General features: G+C 39.7%; 15 protein-coding genes. All 15 read left to right on the forward strand.

The window, feature by feature from the left end:
• Positions 1–156 precede the first annotated feature (156 nt).
• Positions 157–1548, forward strand: coding sequence for an L-cystine transporter (locus A5849_RS07610; protein ID WP_002306552.1), 1392 nt, complete (start codon positions 157–159; stop codon positions 1546–1548).
• A gap of 270 nt (positions 1549–1818) precedes the next feature.
• The gene (locus A5849_RS07615) at positions 1819–2187 is read left to right on the forward strand and encodes a VOC family protein (RefSeq protein WP_002291991.1); all 369 of its coding nucleotides are present in this window, start codon (positions 1819–1821) and stop codon (positions 2185–2187) included.
• 177 nt (positions 2188–2364) lie between these two features.
• Complete coding sequence (locus tag A5849_RS07620; RefSeq protein ID WP_002291988.1) at positions 2365–3306, forward strand: rhodanese-related sulfurtransferase; 942 nt, start codon at positions 2365–2367, stop codon at positions 3304–3306.
• A gap of 68 nt (positions 3307–3374) precedes the next feature.
• Positions 3375–4106, forward strand: coding sequence for a metallophosphoesterase family protein (locus tag A5849_RS07625; protein WP_002291986.1), 732 nt, complete (start codon positions 3375–3377; stop codon positions 4104–4106).
• A 143-nt stretch (positions 4107–4249) separates the two neighbouring features.
• Positions 4250–6430 (forward strand): Tex family protein, encoded by a 2181-nt coding sequence (locus A5849_RS07630; protein ID WP_002313701.1) that lies wholly within the window; start codon positions 4250–4252, stop codon positions 6428–6430.
• 19 nt (positions 6431–6449) lie between these two features.
• On the forward strand, positions 6450–6920 hold the full coding sequence (locus A5849_RS07635) for a SprT family protein (RefSeq protein ID WP_002306555.1): 471 nt from the start codon (positions 6450–6452) through the stop codon (positions 6918–6920).
• 27 nt (positions 6921–6947) lie between these two features.
• Entirely contained in the window at positions 6948–7709 is a 762-nt protein-coding gene (locus tag A5849_RS07640; protein WP_002336444.1) for a YdcF family protein, read from the forward strand.
• Between the two features lie 130 nt (positions 7710–7839).
• A complete protein-coding gene (gene murC / locus A5849_RS07645) occupies positions 7840–9174 on the forward strand; it encodes a UDP-N-acetylmuramate--L-alanine ligase (protein WP_002313703.1) in 1335 nt (444 codons plus the stop codon).
• A 306-nt stretch (positions 9175–9480) separates the two neighbouring features.
• Positions 9481–9966: a MaoC/PaaZ C-terminal domain-containing protein gene (locus A5849_RS07650; protein ID WP_002291977.1), complete on the forward strand. Its 486-nt coding sequence runs from the start codon at positions 9481–9483 to the stop codon at positions 9964–9966.
• Positions 9959–10642 carry a Bax inhibitor-1/YccA family protein gene (locus tag A5849_RS07655; protein ID WP_002306560.1) on the forward strand — a complete coding sequence of 228 codons (684 nt, stop codon included), beginning with the start codon at positions 9959–9961 and terminating at the stop codon, positions 10640–10642. The genes A5849_RS07650 and A5849_RS07655 overlap by 8 nt, the downstream gene beginning before the upstream one ends.
• 124 nt (positions 10643–10766) lie before the next feature.
• On the forward strand, positions 10767–13412 hold the full coding sequence (gene polA, locus A5849_RS07660) for a DNA polymerase I (RefSeq protein ID WP_002309058.1): 2646 nt from the start codon (positions 10767–10769) through the stop codon (positions 13410–13412).
• A 44-nt stretch (positions 13413–13456) separates the two neighbouring features.
• Positions 13457–14293: a DNA-formamidopyrimidine glycosylase gene (gene mutM / locus A5849_RS07665; RefSeq protein ID WP_002345145.1), complete on the forward strand. Its 837-nt coding sequence runs from the start codon at positions 13457–13459 to the stop codon at positions 14291–14293.
• Entirely contained in the window at positions 14257–14886 is a 630-nt protein-coding gene (gene coaE / locus A5849_RS07670) for a dephospho-CoA kinase (protein WP_002291970.1), read from the forward strand. The genes mutM and coaE overlap by 37 nt, the downstream gene beginning before the upstream one ends.
• Before the next feature lie 51 nt (positions 14887–14937).
• Positions 14938–15270: a hypothetical protein gene (locus A5849_RS07675; RefSeq protein WP_002291968.1), complete on the forward strand. Its 333-nt coding sequence runs from the start codon at positions 14938–14940 to the stop codon at positions 15268–15270.
• Positions 15271–15583: 313 nt separating this feature from the next.
• Complete coding sequence (nrdR, locus tag A5849_RS07680; protein WP_002324940.1) at positions 15584–16099, forward strand: transcriptional regulator NrdR; 516 nt, start codon at positions 15584–15586, stop codon at positions 16097–16099.

Consider the following 16099-nt stretch of genomic DNA (forward strand, 5'->3'; position numbering starts at 1 on the left):
ACTAATTGTAAGCAAAAAGAATGTCATTTCGATAAAAATCGTCTAAAATATAAAAGTCACTGAAAAAAATTTTTCAGGAGGATGGTTGAAGAATCATTCTCGGGAACCTTTACTTCCTTCGATGGACTTGTCATTAATAATATGAGGAGGAGAAAAATGACAACACTCATCACAGTTTTAGTGGTTCTAGTTTTTGCGGCATTATTATATGTGTTCTATCGTATGCAAAAGCGCCATACAAAATTTTCAACACGCGTCTTTACAGCATTAGGAGTTGGTATCGTCTTTGGCGGTCTGCTTCAATTGATCTTTGGGGTAGAAGACAAAGTCGTTACTCAATCAATGGAATGGATCGGGATCGTAGGACAAGGGTATGTATCATTCTTGCAAATGCTAGTTATGCCTCTAGTGTTCATTTCGATCATTGGTGCATTCACAAAAATGAAAGTTTCTGAAAAGCTGGGGAAAATCAGTGCAACTGTACTGACTTCTTTACTTGGTACAACAGCTATTGCAGCATTGATCGGAATCGGTTCAACGATGCTGTTCGGTCTTCAAGGAGCTAAATTCACACAAGGAGCAGCAGAAACAGCACGGATCTCTGAATTGGCGACACGTCAGGAAACGGTTGAAAACTTATCGATTCCGCAGCAGATTTTATCCTTTATCCCTAAAAACGTATTTGCTGATTTAGCAGGTAGCCGTGCAACTAGTACGATTGGAGTCGTTATTTTTGCAGCCTTTGTCGGTATCGCTTATCTAGGGGTGAAAAGAAAAGCGCCAAAAGAAGCAGCATTCTTTTCAGATCTAGTCGACAGTCTGTATAAAATCATTATGCGGATCGTAACGCTTGTTCTGCGTTTGACACCATATGGGGTATTTGCTTTGATGACAAACGTTTTGGCAACAAGTGATTTTGCAGCTATCGTCAATTTAGGTAAATTTGTCGTTGCATCTTACGTAGCATTGCTGGCTGTTTTAATTGTCCACTCACTGATTTTGATTGGTGCCAAAGTCAATCCAATCAACTATTTCAAAAAAGCTTTTCCAGTATTGAGCTTTGCGTTTACTTCACGTTCAAGTGCCGGAGCCTTGCCATTGAACATCGAGACTCAGACAAAAGCTTTAGGAGTAGACGATGCAACAGCTAACTTCTCAGCAAGTTTTGGTTTATCTATTGGACAAAACGGCTGTGCTGGTGTTTATCCAGCTATGTTGGCAACGATCGTCGCACCAGCGGCTGGAGTGAATGTCTTTAGTTTGGAATTTATTTTGATGCTTGTGGCGATTGTAACAATCAGCTCTTTTGGTGTAGCCGGAGTCGGCGGTGGTGCAACATTTGCTTCACTGATCGTTTTAGGGGCAATGAACTTGCCAGTAGCAATCGTTGGGTTAGTTATCTCTGTTGAACCATTAATCGATATGGCACGCACAGCAGTAAACGTCAGCGGTAGCATGGTAGCTGGTATCGTGACAAGTGCACGCATCAAAGATTTAGATCGCGATGTCATCAATGATGATTCAAAAGTGATCGATGTGAATGCATAGTTAAAAACATACTAAGATTAGAGGGGAACATCATTGATAAATGAGGTTCTCCTCTCTTAGTATGTTTTTTTATTCATTCCATATAAGTACAAAATATTTATTCCGAAAAGTGAAAGCCTGAATAACAAAAACAACCAACTTAATTTATTATTAAAGAGAAGCGTATTTAAGTAGGATGAATCTGTTGAGAGCTTTCGTAGATTTTCCCATTTTCCTATGGTAAACTGACAAAGTTGGGGATGTTAGAACAGATCGTTTAGGAGGAAACAGATGTTTACAAATGAAATAAAAATCATGCTGTATGTGGACGATGTAGAAAAAAATGCAGCGTTTTGGAGAGCAATTGGCTTTGCGGAAAAAGATCGTCAAGAAATGGATGGGACGCTTGTAATTGAAGTAGGGATTGAGGACAGTCAAACCTCATTCGTGTTATATGATCGAGCGTTTGTTGAGTCCCATTCACCTGGTACAGCTACTAGTGCCCCATCTTTGATGTTTTACAGCAAAGATATCTTTGGATTATATAAAAAAATGCAGACGCAATCAGTCACATTAGGTGATATGGTACAGCTTGGAGAAGAATATGTCTTCAACTTTGCTGATCCTGATGGCAATTACTTTGCGGTTACAGGTAAATAATAGAAACAAAGACTTTGTTTTTCTGTGCAAAACAGGAAAGCGAAGTTTTTTTAATTCAAATAATAATATTATGTAAACAAAAAAACACATGCGTAATTATACACAAGCAAATAAATCGTCAAATGCGAACGCCTTCTTTATACTGTTTAGGAACGAAAAGAAGGAAGGAAGAAATACATGGATTATCAAGTACTGCTTTATTACAATTATACAAAAATAGAAGAACCAGAGGAATTTGCCAAAAATCATTTAGCCTTTTGCAAATCTTTGGATCTTAAAGGTCGTATTCTAGTAGCTGAAGAAGGAATAAATGGTACTGTGTCTGGAACCGTTGAAAACACGACTGCCTATATGGAAGCAATGAAAGCTGATCCTCGATTTGCTGATACGATGTTCAAGATTGATCCAAGCGAAGGACATGCCTTTAAGAAGATGTTTGTAAGATACCGTCCAGAGCTTGTAAGTTTAAAGCTAGAAGAGGACATTGATCCAAACCAAGTGACAGGTGCTTATCTTTCACCGCAAGAATTTAAAGAAGCTATTTTAGACGAACAGACAGTGGTGATTGATGCACGGAATGATTATGAATATGACTTGGGGCATTTTCGAGGGGCCGTACGCCCAGATATACGCAGTTTTCGAGAGCTTCCAGACTGGATTCGCGAGCACAAAGAAGAATTTATGGAAAAACGGGTAGTGACCTACTGTACTGGTGGTATTCGTTGCGAGAAGTTTTCTGGTTGGCTTGTCCGTGAAGGATTCAAAGATGTCGGACAGCTGCATGGCGGTATTGCTACTTATGGTAAGGATCCTGAAGTCCAAGGAGAATTATGGGACGGCAAGATGTATGTGTTTGATGAACGAATCGCTGTCGATATCAACCAAGTAGATAAACAAATCGTCGGTCGCGACTGGTTTGACGGAACACCATGTGAACGATATATCAATTGTAGCAATCCTGAGTGCAATCGCCAGATTCTTGCTTCCATTGAAAATGAAGAAAAACATTTAGGAGCATGTAGCGTAGAGTGTGCGAAACATCCACGCAACCGCTATGTTCAAGACCATGGAATCTCTCCAGAAGAAGCAGAACTGCGGTTTGCAGCTTTAAATAAATAGAAAACAATAGTTTTGATTGTCGACCATTTCCAATATGCGCTATACTATCGTTGAGGATGGTGATCCACATGAAATCATTGATTTATGCTATTGGCGATGTCCATGGTAAATATGATCTTTTTGAAAAACTTATTCACTATTATGATCCGACGATCCATCAGCTTGTTTTATTAGGAGATCTCAATGATCGAGGACCTCGTACAAAGGAATGTTTTCTATTAGGAAAACAATTAGTCGAAGAAACAGGAGCCATTTATCTCCGGGGCAACCACGAAGAATATTTTTTGCAATTTCTGCAAGCACCGGAGGACTGGTATGCGCCTTATATCAGAAATGGTGGAAAAGAAACATTTGAAAGCCTACTTCACCCAGGTGCGTCGGAGGAATACTCCCCGACTGAAATCTCAATGATGATCCGATCGAGATACCCAGAACTGATTGAATTTTTAGTCCAGCGCCCCTTGTATTATGAATGGGAAAATTATCTGTTTGTCCATGCTGGAGTGGATTTGACAAAGAAAGACTGGCGTAAGACAAGTCCAAGCGATTTTATTTGGATACGGGAACCATTTCATGAAGGGAAAAACAATACAGGTAAGACAATTGTATTTGGACATACGATTACACCAATGCTCCATGGAGATATGCAGACAACAGATCTCTGGATTCAGGATCATAAAATCGGAATGGACGGTGGGGCTGTATTCGGAGGGTCATTGCATGGGGTTGTTTTTGACAAGGAAGGCATCCTTCAAGACATTGAATATCAGAACAACGAAGGATCTTGGCAAGGAATCTGACAAATGGAAAGAATGAAGGAGCTGCGACTTTGTTGCTGCTCTTTTTATTTGTATAGAGAATATTGTTTCTTTCAGCAGTTTAACCCATGATAAAAAGTATGATAGAATAAAGAAGCAATTTTTAGCAGAAAAGAGGCATTTTAATGACGGAAAATTTGAACCAGACAATCATTCAGCTTGTACAAAAAGAGCTTTCAGACTATCGTCCCAAGCAGTTGACGACTGTACTTAATTTGTTAAATGAAGGAAACACCGTTCCTTTTATCGCGCGTTATCGAAAAGAAATGACGGGAAGTCTTGATGAAGTCCAGATTCGTGAAATCGAAGAGCGGTATGCATATCTTGAAAACTTAGAAAAACGAAAAAACGAAGTGATTCGGCTGATCGATGAACAAGGGAAACTGACCCCTGAGTTAGAAACAGAAATCACGCAATCCGTAAAAATGCAACAAGTGGAAGATTTATATCGGCCATACAAACAGAAACGACGGACAAAAGCAACGATTGCTAAAGAAAAAGGACTTGAGCCACTCGCGCTGTGGCTGATGCAGCTTACAGATGGAGAGGTGCAATCGGAAGCAGAAAAATATATCGATAAAGAAAAAGAAGTCTCTTCTGCTGAAGAAGCGTTGCAAGGTGCGCATGAGATCATTGCTGAACAAGTCAGCGATAATGCAAAATTTCGGACTTGGATTCGGTCTTATACGTATAACAAAGGCATGTATGTCAGCCAAGTCAAGGATGAGAAAATAGATGAAAAAGGCGTATATGAAATGTATTATGACTTTGCAGAACCTGTCCATAAAATGGTTTCTCATCGGATATTGGCCACTAATCGAGGAGAAAAAGAAGAGGTTCTCAAAGTATTCCTTCAAGTAGACGAAGCAGCAGTTTTAGCTTACTTGGATCGCCAATTAGTGAAAAATCCTGCCTCACCTTCTTCTTCCTTTGTAAGAGAAGCCTATCAAGATAGTTATAAACGCTTTATACAGCCGGCAATCGAGCGAGAACTGCGTAATGAATTGACTGAAAAGGCGGATGAGCAAGCCATCGCTATTTTTGGAGAAAATCTTCGCAATCTTTTGTTGCAACCGCCGCTAAAAGGTAAAGTCGTACTGGGATTTGATCCGGCCTATCGTACTGGATGTAAACTAGCAGTCGTAGATGCGACAGGAAAAGTTTTGGCAATCGAAGTCATTTATCCGCATAAACCTGCAGCACAAGCGAAAAGGGAAGCTGCTGGTCCAGCTTTTATCCAATTGATCAATCAATATCAAGTAGATATGGTAGCTATCGGGAATGGAACAGCCAGTCGGGAATCAGAACTTTTTGTGGCTGAACAATTGAAATCAGCCGACCATAAAGCCTATTATGCCATTGTCAATGAAGCTGGCGCTTCTGTTTACTCTGCTAGCGAAATTGCACGAAAAGAATTCCCGCATCTACAAGTAGAAGAAAGAAGTGCTGTTTCTATTGCCCGTCGTCTGCAAGATCCTTTAGCTGAATTAGTCAAGATCGATCCTAAAGCTGTCGGTGTAGGACAGTACCAACATGATGTTTCTCAAAAACGTTTGGCTGAACAATTGGATTTTGTCGTGGAAACAGCGGTCAACCAAGTAGGCGTGGATGTGAACACGGCTAGTCCACAGCTCTTGCAGCATATATCAGGATTGAATAAAACGACTGCCCAAAACATTGTCAGTTATCGTGAAGAAAATGGAGAATTTACTGCACGAACTCAGCTGAAAAAAGTGCCACGTTTAGGACCAAAAGCATATGAACAAGCAATCGGCTTCTTGCGAGTTCCTGGCGGGAAAAACATTTTGGACAACACCGGTATCCATCCCGAAAGTTATTCTATTGCGAAAGACATATTAATGACCGTCCATCTTTCAGAAAAAGAGCTTGGGACAGAAGAAGCAGTAGAAAAATTGACACGGTTATCCGCGGAGAAACTGGCTGAAAGCTTATCAGTCGGAGAAGAAACGTTAGCCGATATTTTAGCTGGGCTGACAAAACCTGGACGAGATATGCGTGATGAGATGCCAGCGCCCCTATTGCGTACAGATGTGTTGAGTATGGAAGATTTGAAACCAGGTATGGAATTGACTGGAACGGTCCGTAACGTCATCGACTTCGGCGCATTTGTCGATATCGGTGTGAAACAAGACGGACTTGTCCATATCTCAAAACTTAGCAAAAAATTTGTCAAGCATCCAACAGACGTCGTGTCAGTCGGAGATATCGTGACGGTTTGGATAGAGCAAGTTGATACGAAAAAAGGCAGAATCAGTTTGACGATGCTTTCCCCTTATGAAGAGTAACAATGAGGAGTAACAAAAATTGACACAAGAAGAACTGCAGCAGTTAGTAGAAGAGATATCATTAAAAAGCTTCCAGCGTCCTTTCAAGCACCAAGCAATGTTCAATCCACGCTTGCGTACAACTGGCGGGCGCTATCATTTAAACGATCATCATTTAGATTTTAATGTAAAGCTGTTTGAAGAGTCAGACAAAGAAACAATTGCAGGAATCATCAAACATGAACTTTGCCATTATCATCTGCATCTAACTGGAAGAGGATATCGTCATAAAGATATGGATTTCAAGTATCTTTTGAAAAAAACAGGAGGATTGCGCTATGCGCCAGCCTTGACGAAGAAACAGATAAAGATCGAATATTATCAATGCCAAGATTGTTCTGCCACGATCTGCCGCAAAAGAAGAATCGATGTACACAAATATCGTTGTGGAAGATGTCATGGGGAAATCAAATGGATTGAGACAAAGAGAGAAAGCCTCAATGAAGTATAAAAAATCAAATGAAAGGATGAAGAGTTTTTGGAAAAAAACGAGCAGAGAAATCTAAAAGACTGGAATCAGTTATTAGCCTTTTTAGCCGCACCTGATGAGAAAGATTTTGAGAAATTGTCGGCACCTACACTTATTTTAGCTGGAAACGGTCTTCCTATCTTAGCTGATAAAGCAGCACAAATGTATGTAAATGGTCAAGTAGAACGTTTGTTTTTGGTCGGCGGGGTGGGTCATGCGACTAGGATCCTTTATGAGAATTTTGAAAAGCAAGGATTTCATTTTGAAGAAGGCATGAGTGAAAGTGAAATCTGTCGTCAGTATCTAAAAGAAGTCTATGATTTGCCCGATAAGGCTTTCCTGATAGAATCGAAGTCTACAAATTCTGGAGAGAACGCCACTTTTTCACTGGAGATTCTTCATTCCTTAGATGCTGTACCAGAAAAAGTCCTATTGATGAATGATCCGACACTGCAACGCAGGACTCGAGCAACTTTTGAGAAAGTATGGCAAAATGAACAAACTGTTTTCGCAAATGCTGTGCCATTTGTGCCGGAAATCCTTCACTTTTCTGAGGAGATCGTCTTTACAGTAAAAGAACTGAACCATCAATGGCCGAAGGAATATTTCTATGCACTGGTGTTAGGAGAAATGGAGCGACTCCACGACGATGAGAATGGCTATGGTCCGAAAGGAAAAGATTTTATTCCTCATATTGATATATCAGAAGAAGTTTGGTCTTCTTATACAAGAATCAAACAGTCAATAAAAACGGATTTTTCCCGTACATGACCTTTTTAGCAGGCGAATCCTCCTTTCTAAATAAATTTGGTTGAAATTTTCAATCGTTTATAAGATAATGAGGAGCGTGTTGAATGTAATAGCTAAAAGAATGGACGCTAGATAAGAGAAGAGGATTCAAATGGAAAATCAAAATAAATTGTATCATTTTGTTGGTATCAAAGGTTCAGGAATGAGCTCCTTGGCTCTTGTTTTACATGAACAAGGTTTAAATGTCCAAGGATCAGACATTGAAAAATATTTCTTTACACAAAGAGATTTAGAAAAAGCAAATATCACGATTCTGCCATTTAACGCAGACAATGTAAAACCAGGTATGACGATTATTGCAGGAAATGCATTTCCTGATTCACATGAAGAAATCCAGCGAGCAAAAGAATTAGGTTTGGAAGTGATTCGCTATCACGACTTTATTGGTCATTTTATCCAAAACTATACGAGTATCGCTGTAACCGGTTCTCACGGAAAAACAAGTACGACTGGTCTGCTCTCTCATGTATTGAGTGGTGTTCGTCCAACAAGTTATCTAATTGGAGACGGAACAGGGCATGGTGATCCGCAAGCGGAATTCTTTTCATTTGAAGCCTGTGAATATCGCCGTCATTTCCTTGCCTATTCACCAGACTATGCGATCATGACAAACATCGATTTTGATCATCCGGATTATTATACAAGTATCGACGATGTATTTACAGCTTTCCAAACAATGGCTGGACAAGTGAAAAAAGCTATTTTTGCGTACGGTGACGACGCTTATTTACGCAAATTAGAAGCAGATGTGCCGATTTATTATTATGGTGTCACAGAAAATGATGATATCCAAGCACGAAACATCGAACGTACAACATCCGGTTCTGCTTTTGATGTCTATCATGGGGATGAATTTGTTGGACATTTCACTGTACCGGCATTCGGCAAACACAATATTTTAAATGCTTTAGGTGTTATTGCAGTCGCGTATTTCGAAAATCTGGATCTGAAAGAAGTTGCGGAAGAAATGCTGACTTTCCCAGGAGTAAAACGTCGATTCAGTGAAAAAATCGTAGCAGACATGACCGTAGTCGATGATTATGCGCATCACCCTGCAGAAATCAAAGCAACCATTGATGGCGCACGCCAAAAATATCCAGATAAAGAAATAATTGCAGTTTTCCAACCTCATACGTTTACGCGTACGATTGCATTGATGGATGAATTTGCAGAAGCACTTGATTTAGCTGATAAAGTTTACTTATGCGATATTTTTGGTTCGGCTCGGGAAGAACAAGGAAACGTTAAGATCGAAGACCTTGGAGCGAAAATCAAAAAAGGTGGAGAAGTCATCAAAGAAAATAATGTATCTCCATTATTAGATTATCATGATGCAGTAGTAATCTTCATGGGTGCTGGAGATGTTCAAAAATTTGAACAAGCGTATGAAAAACTTTTAAGCAGCACGACGAAAAATGTACTGTAATACAATTACTGCAGTGTCCTTATAAAAATAGAAAGAGGGAGAGTGGCAAAATTCTTGTCATGCTCCCTTTTTTACAACTTTTGATAAACGGCGTTCAAAAGCTTGCATCTGCGGCAATAAGCCCAACCAAATCAAAAACATGAGAAGCTGTTTTTTCTTGGCTGTTCTTATTACTTGATGCAGGACAGCTTTTTCACGACCTCTTTAAACTATAGGAATCTGTTAAATCAAAGGAGCAGAACTTGCCTTTTGCGCTGCTTTTGGTACAATAATGTATGATTAAAAATAAACTGGAGGGTTTCTATCTTGAACATAGGTAAGCCGAGAAAACTAGGAAAAACAATAAATGAAATCGAGGAAGGCGACTCGTTATCTTTAACAGAATCTATTGAAGATAACCAGCTTTTGCTGTATTTGGGATTGACGAATGATGCAAATCCTTTGTATATCCAACATGACTTTGCACAAAAAACAGAATATCATCAGCCAATCGTTCCATCAGTGATGCTGATGGGGATCATCACAAGTGCAATTTCAAAGCATCTTCCTGGACCAGGATCACATGTTGTCAATTTTTCTGTCAATTTTATTGAACCGGTTTTCCATTATGAAACACTGACTTTTCAGTTTGAGGTCATAAAAGTAGATAAGATGAAGGACGTGGTGACGATTTCTGTAGAAGCGGAAAACACGAACGAAGATCGTGTGTTGGATGCTGTTGTTATGGTCCAACCGCCACAAGTTCCTGAATTGGAAATAGCAATCGAAAGTGAAGGTGAATTAAATGAATAATCCAAGTACATCAATGTCAGGCATCAATCGTTTTTATGCAAAAGTTTATGGTTTTTTAGGTATGGGGCTTGCCCTTAGTGCAGTCACTTCTTACTTGGCTCTTTGGGTATTTCCTTTACAACTAGCAACTTTTATCAATAACTTTCCATTAGGCTTTATGGGTCTGTGGATCGTTGAACTGATTTTGGTAATGGTTCTAGGCGTAAAAGCACAAAAGAATCCGAGCTTAGCGATCGGTGGATTCATTGCCTACTCTCTTTTGAATGGCGTAACATTAGCAGTTACTCTTGCATTCTACGATATTGGAACAGTAACACAAGCTTTCTTGACAGCTACCTTGATGTTCATGGGGATGTCTGTTGTCGGAGTGACAACAAAACGAGATCTTAGCGGGGTCGGAAGAGCAGGACAGGCTGCTTTGATCGGAGTGATCATTGCACTAGTCTTGAACATCTTCATTTTGAGAAGTAGCGCAGTTGAGCTGTTCATCTCACTGCTTTTAGTCGTCATCTTTGCAGGGATCACAGCTTATGATAACCAAAGCATTCGTAATATCTATGTCCAGACAAATGGAACAGCACATAGTGGCATTGCTGTATTTATGGCATTGAAGCTGTATTTAGACTTTATCAACTTGTTCTTGGCGTTTTTAAGAATCTTTGGACGGAACAACTAAAAAGGAAAAAATTGATCAGTTGGGGCTATACCAAAATATTTGGTATGGTCCCGCTTTTTCTTTTCGCATTCCGCATGATTCTTTGTTAGAATGAATAAGAACTTTACAGTAAGGAGTTAAGAAGATGACAAAAAATAAATTATTACTCGTTGATGGGAACAGTGTGGCTTTTCGCGCATTCTTTGCGCTGCACAATTCCCTTGAACGTTTCAAAAACAGAAACGGTCTTCATACAAATGCAATCTATGCATTCAATACGATGTTTGAAAATGTTATGCAAAAAGAGCAACCGACGCATGTTCTGGTTGCGTTCGATGCAGGAAAAACGACCTTTCGGACAGAAATGTATGCGGAGTACAAAGGAGGAAGATCTAAAACACCAGGCGAATTCAAAGAACAAATGCCATATATCCGTGATTTGTTGACGGGATTAGGTGTACAGTATTACGAATTGCCCAATTATGAAGCGGATGATATTATCGGTACTTTGGCAGAAAAAGTAGATAAAAATCAATTTGATGTCGTCGTACTTTCCGGTGATCGGGATTTGACTCAATTAGCTAGTAAAGAAGTAAAAGTGGATATCACTGTAAAAGGTGTCAGCGATATCGAAAGTTATACACCAGAACATGTGGCGGAAAAATATGATGGATTGATACCAAAACAGATTATTGACATGAAGGGACTAGCCGGAGATGCCTCTGACAATATCCCAGGTGTGACTAAAATCGGTGAAAAAACAGCTATCAAGCTATTGAAACAATATGGCTCAGTCGAAGGAATCTATGAGCATATTGATGAAATGAAGCAAAGCAAAATGAAAGAAAATCTGATAAATGACAAAGAGCAAGCGTTCTTATCGAAGAAATTGGCGACCATCAATACTTCAGCCCCTGTGGAGGTCTCTATCGACTCATTGAAGTATGAAGGGAAAAATCTCGATAAACTCGTTCCATTTTATAAAGAAATGGATTTCAATCAGTTCCTTTCTAAACTGAATATCGTTGAAGAAGAAGTAAAAATGGATGATATTTTATTTGAAGTCGTGCATGAATTTAAAGAGGAAATGTTTACTACGGATATGGCACTGTACGTGGAAATGATGGGCGACAATTACCATACAGAGGAAATCGTCGGAGTAGCGTGGGGGACAGAAAAGAAAATCTATGTCACGAATGATCTGTCTGTATTCGAAAACCAAGCGTTCCATTCTTGGATCACTGATCCGAACCGATTGAAAAAAGTATATGATGCGAAACGAACTTATGTTGCTTTAAATCGCTATACTGGAAAAACGAAAGGAATCGATTTTGATGTCTTGCTAGGTGCATACCTTCTCGATACGAATGAAAAAAGCACAGATATCGAAGGAATAGCTGCACATTACGGATACAACGATATCCAATCAGATGAAACTGTATACGGCAAAGGGGCGAAAAAAGGTTTACCAGAAGAAGAGGAACTCTTTTTTGCTCATTTAGCGCGAAAAGTAGCTGCAATCAATGCGTTAACACCAAAATTGAGCCAAGAACTGGCAGATAAAAACCAAGAAGATCTTTTCCGGAAAATGGAACTGCCATTGTCTATCATTTTGGCAGAGATGGAAATAAGCGGGATCAAAGTAGATGCGACTCGCTTACAAGAAATGAAGGGCGAGTTTTCTGCTCGCTTAAGAGAGATCGAACAAAAAATCTACGAAGAAGCCGGCGAAGAATTCAATTTGAATTCACCAAAGCAATTAGGAGTGATCTTATTTGAAAAAATGGGATTACCCGTTATCAAAAAAACAAAAACTGGGTACTCCACAGCCGTAGATGTACTGGAACAGCTTCGTGAACAAGCACCAATCGTAGAGGATATCCTAACCTATCGTCAAATCGCAAAAATTCAATCTACCTATGTCGAGGGACTGCTGAAAGTGATCCAATCAGATGGAAAAGTGCATACCCGTTATGTCCAGACATTGACCCAAACAGGACGATTAAGCTCTGTTGATCCTAATTTGCAGAACATCCCGATTCGATTAGATGAAGGGAGAAAGATACGTCAGGCATTTGTTCCGAGAGAAAAAGACTGGTTGATTTATTCTTCTGACTATTCACAAATCGAGTTACGCGTACTTGCGCATATCTCAAATGATGAACATTTGAAAGCTGCCTTCCTAGAAGGTCAAGATATCCATGCCAGCACAGCGATGCGCGTATTTGGAATCGAAAAGGCAGAGGATGTCACACCAAATATGCGTCGGCAGGCAAAAGCAGTGAATTTTGGTATCGTGTATGGCATCTCTGATTACGGACTTTCACAAAATTTAGGCATCAGCCGAAAAGCAGCACAGCAATACATCGATACGTACTTTGAAAAATACCCAGGTGTCAAAGAATATATGGAAAGAATCGTACGCGAAGCAAAAGATCAAGGCTACGTCGAAACGCTGTATCACCGCCGACGATATTTGCCAGACATCAATTCAAGAAATTACAATATCCGTTCTTTTGCGGAACGAACAGCTATCAATACACCAATTCAAGGAAGTGCTGCTGATATTTTGAAAATCGCGATGATTGAATTGGATAAACGATTAAAAGAAACAGGTCTTCAAGCTACGATGCTGTTACAAGTTCATGATGAACTTGTCTTCGAGGTACCTGAAAAAGAACTTGAATCATTAGATAAATTGGTGAAGGAAGTTATGGAACAAGCTGTTTCTCTCCATGTACCACTGATCACTGACAGCAGTTGGGGAAAAACGTGGTACGAAGCAAAATAAACATTGTTTAAGACAGAGCAATATAATGAAGGTGAAAAGAAAAAATGCCAGAATTACCAGAAGTAGAAACCGTTCGTAAAGGATTGGAACGGTTAGTAGTAGGAAAAACGATTCAGAAAGTGCAGGTCTTGTGGCCCAAGATCATTGAGCAACCAGAGACGCCCATCTTTGAGGCTTCTCTTGTTGGCGAAACCATCCAATCCATTGGACGTAGAGGGAAGTTTTTGATTTTTCATCTCGATCATTATGAACTGATCTCACACTTGCGAATGGAAGGAAAATATCAATTCACGAAAGAAAATACACCAATCGATAAACATACGCATGTACTTTTCTTTTTTGAGGACGGGAGCCAACTTCGCTACAACGATGTACGAAAATTTGGTCGTATGACAATTGTCGAAAAAGGAGCAAGTGCAACTTACCGAGGAATCATGAAATTAGGACCTGAGCCATTGCCTGACAGCTTTTTATTAGCAGATTTTGCAGTTGGACTGAAAAAATCGCACAAAGCAATCAAGCCTTTACTGCTAGATCAACGTCTAGTAACGGGACTAGGTAATATTTATGTAGACGAAGCATTATGGGAAGCGAAGATTCATCCAGAACAACCGGCGAATACATTACGTCCAAAAGAGATAGAACAATTACGTCTATCGATCATTGATGTTTTGAATCGTGCAATAGAAGCCGGAGGTACCACGATTCGCAGCTATTTGAATGCATTAGGAGAATCAGGCGGATTCCAAGTCGCACTGCATGTCTATCAGCAAACTGGCAAACCATGTATACGTTGTGGGACACCGATCGTGAAAATAAAAGTGGCACAAAGGGGGACTCACTATTGTCCGAATTGTCAAAGGCTGAAAATCGAAAAGTAGGCTTTGTTTTAGGTTTGACGGGCGGAATAGCTACTGGCAAAAGTACGGCAGCCAAAGTCTTTCAGTCTCATGGATTTCCTTTGATCGATGGTGACGTGATTGCTAGAGAAACTGTTGAGCCTGGAACGCTTGCTCTGAGGAAGGTTGTGTCCGTGTTTGGCCAAGAGATATTGCAGTCTGATGGTCAGCTAGATCGAGGGAAACTTGGGATGATTGTTTTTCCATCAAAGGAGAAACGACAAAAACTTGATCAGCTATTAGATCCGTTTATCCGAAAAGCGATAAAAGATCAAATCGCCTATCTAAGTTCCCATCATCCTTTAGTAATTGTAGATATCCCATTGCTCTATGAAGGTCATTATGACCACTATATGGATGCAGTAGCTGTCGTTTATACCACGCCAGATATTCAACTCAGACGCTTGATGAAACGTAATCAACTAACACTAGAACAAGCACAGCAGAGAATTAGCAGTCAACTTCCAATCGAAGAAAAAAAGCAACGTGCGGATATTTTGTTTGACAACAACGGAACAAAAGAGGAACTTGTGGAACAAATCGAAAATTGGCTTTCAGCTAATCGCTTTCTTTGAGTATCTGTGTCAAGTTTGCTATCCTGAGTATATAGAAAGCGAGGGATAGCGATGGGATCATTTAAAAACCAAAAGGATAAAGTCGTAGGTAACGCAAAAGAAAAAATCGGCGAAATACTCAATAAAGAAAATCTAATCGATGAAGGTCGTACGCAATCAGAAACAGCAGAAGAGAAAGAAAAGCAGTACCAAGCAAGAATCGATGAAATAGAAGACCAGCAGGCAGAAAAAGAAGCGAAACAGCAAGATTTGACTCAAGAACGAAAAAATCCGGTACCTGATCGTAGTAAGACACCGCTCCCAGAAAGTGAACACATTCCTGATGAACAAAAAATCGAGGAACAACGAATGAAACACTATACAGGAATCGAAGAGAAGTTATAAAACAATAAGAAATAGAGATGTGACTTGAAGCAGATGATAAGATGTTCATCTGCTTCAAGTTTTTTGTGCTAGCCGACTAAATCAGCTTTTGGGCGAGTCATTTCTCAGCAATCAAGGTCATCAGTACTGGAAAATTGAAATTGAATTAGGACAGGGGACATAATTACGCATGAAAATAGAAAAAATTGTTCTTATATCCGTGTTTTTTTGGGTAGGACAGTCGCGTTTGTGATTTGTTTCGTGTTATAATACAACTAGTTGTAAAGAAAGACACATCCTTTATATAAAAATGCGATGCAAGAGGTGAGACAAAATGAGATGTCCCAGATGTCAACATAATAATTCACGAGTAATCGACAGCCGTCAAGCAGATGATGGACGTGCGATCCGTCGCCGTCGCGAATGTGAGAATTGTTCGTTCCGATTCACTACTTTTGAACGAATTGAAGCTGCTCCGTTATTAGTCATCAAGAAAAACGGGGAACGCGAAGAATTCAATCGCGATAAAATTTTAAGAGGACTCATCCGCTCAGCAGAAAAAAGACCTGTAGCTATGGAGCAAATGGAACAAATCGTCAACCATGTCGAAAACCGCGTACGCAGTCTTGGGGAAAACGAAGTATCAACGAATCTGATTGGTGAATATGTGATGGAGGATTTAGTCGATTTAGATGAAATCGCGTATATCCGTTTTGCCAGTGTTTATCGCCAGTTCAAAGATATGTCTGTTTTCTTAAAAGAGCTGCAAGATATCGTGGATAAAGCAAAAGAAAATAATAAAGAGAATAATAAAGAGAATAATAAAGAGAATAATAAAGAAAACAATTAA

This window comes from Enterococcus sp. 10F3_DIV0382, from assembly GCF_002140245.1.
GTDB classification, from domain to species: Bacteria; Bacillota; Bacilli; order Lactobacillales; family Enterococcaceae; genus Enterococcus_B; species Enterococcus_B lactis.

Bases quoted from the DNA above. Each gene is read 5' to 3' on its own strand.
- A5849_RS07610 (WP_002306552.1), top strand. From the start codon at position 157: ATGACAACACTCATCACAGTTTTAGTGGTTCTAGTTTTTGCGGCATTA.
- A5849_RS07615 (WP_002291991.1), top strand. From the start codon at position 1,819: ATGTTTACAAATGAAATAAAAATCATGCTGTATGTGGACGATGTAGAA.
- A5849_RS07620 (WP_002291988.1), top strand. From the start codon at position 2,365: ATGGATTATCAAGTACTGCTTTATTACAATTATACAAAAATAGAAGAA.
- A5849_RS07625 (WP_002291986.1), top strand. From the start codon at position 3,375: ATGAAATCATTGATTTATGCTATTGGCGATGTCCATGGTAAATATGAT.
- A5849_RS07630 (WP_002313701.1), top strand. From the start codon at position 4,250: ATGACGGAAAATTTGAACCAGACAATCATTCAGCTTGTACAAAAAGAG.
- murC (WP_002313703.1), top strand. From the start codon at position 7,840: ATGGAAAATCAAAATAAATTGTATCATTTTGTTGGTATCAAAGGTTCA.
- A5849_RS07655 (WP_002306560.1), top strand. From the start codon at position 9,959: ATGAATAATCCAAGTACATCAATGTCAGGCATCAATCGTTTTTATGCA.
- polA (WP_002309058.1), top strand. From the start codon at position 10,767: ATGACAAAAAATAAATTATTACTCGTTGATGGGAACAGTGTGGCTTTT.
- mutM (WP_002345145.1), top strand. From the start codon at position 13,457: ATGCCAGAATTACCAGAAGTAGAAACCGTTCGTAAAGGATTGGAACGG.
- A5849_RS07675 (WP_002291968.1), top strand. From the start codon at position 14,938: ATGGGATCATTTAAAAACCAAAAGGATAAAGTCGTAGGTAACGCAAAA.
- nrdR (WP_002324940.1), top strand. From the start codon at position 15,584: ATGAGATGTCCCAGATGTCAACATAATAATTCACGAGTAATCGACAGC.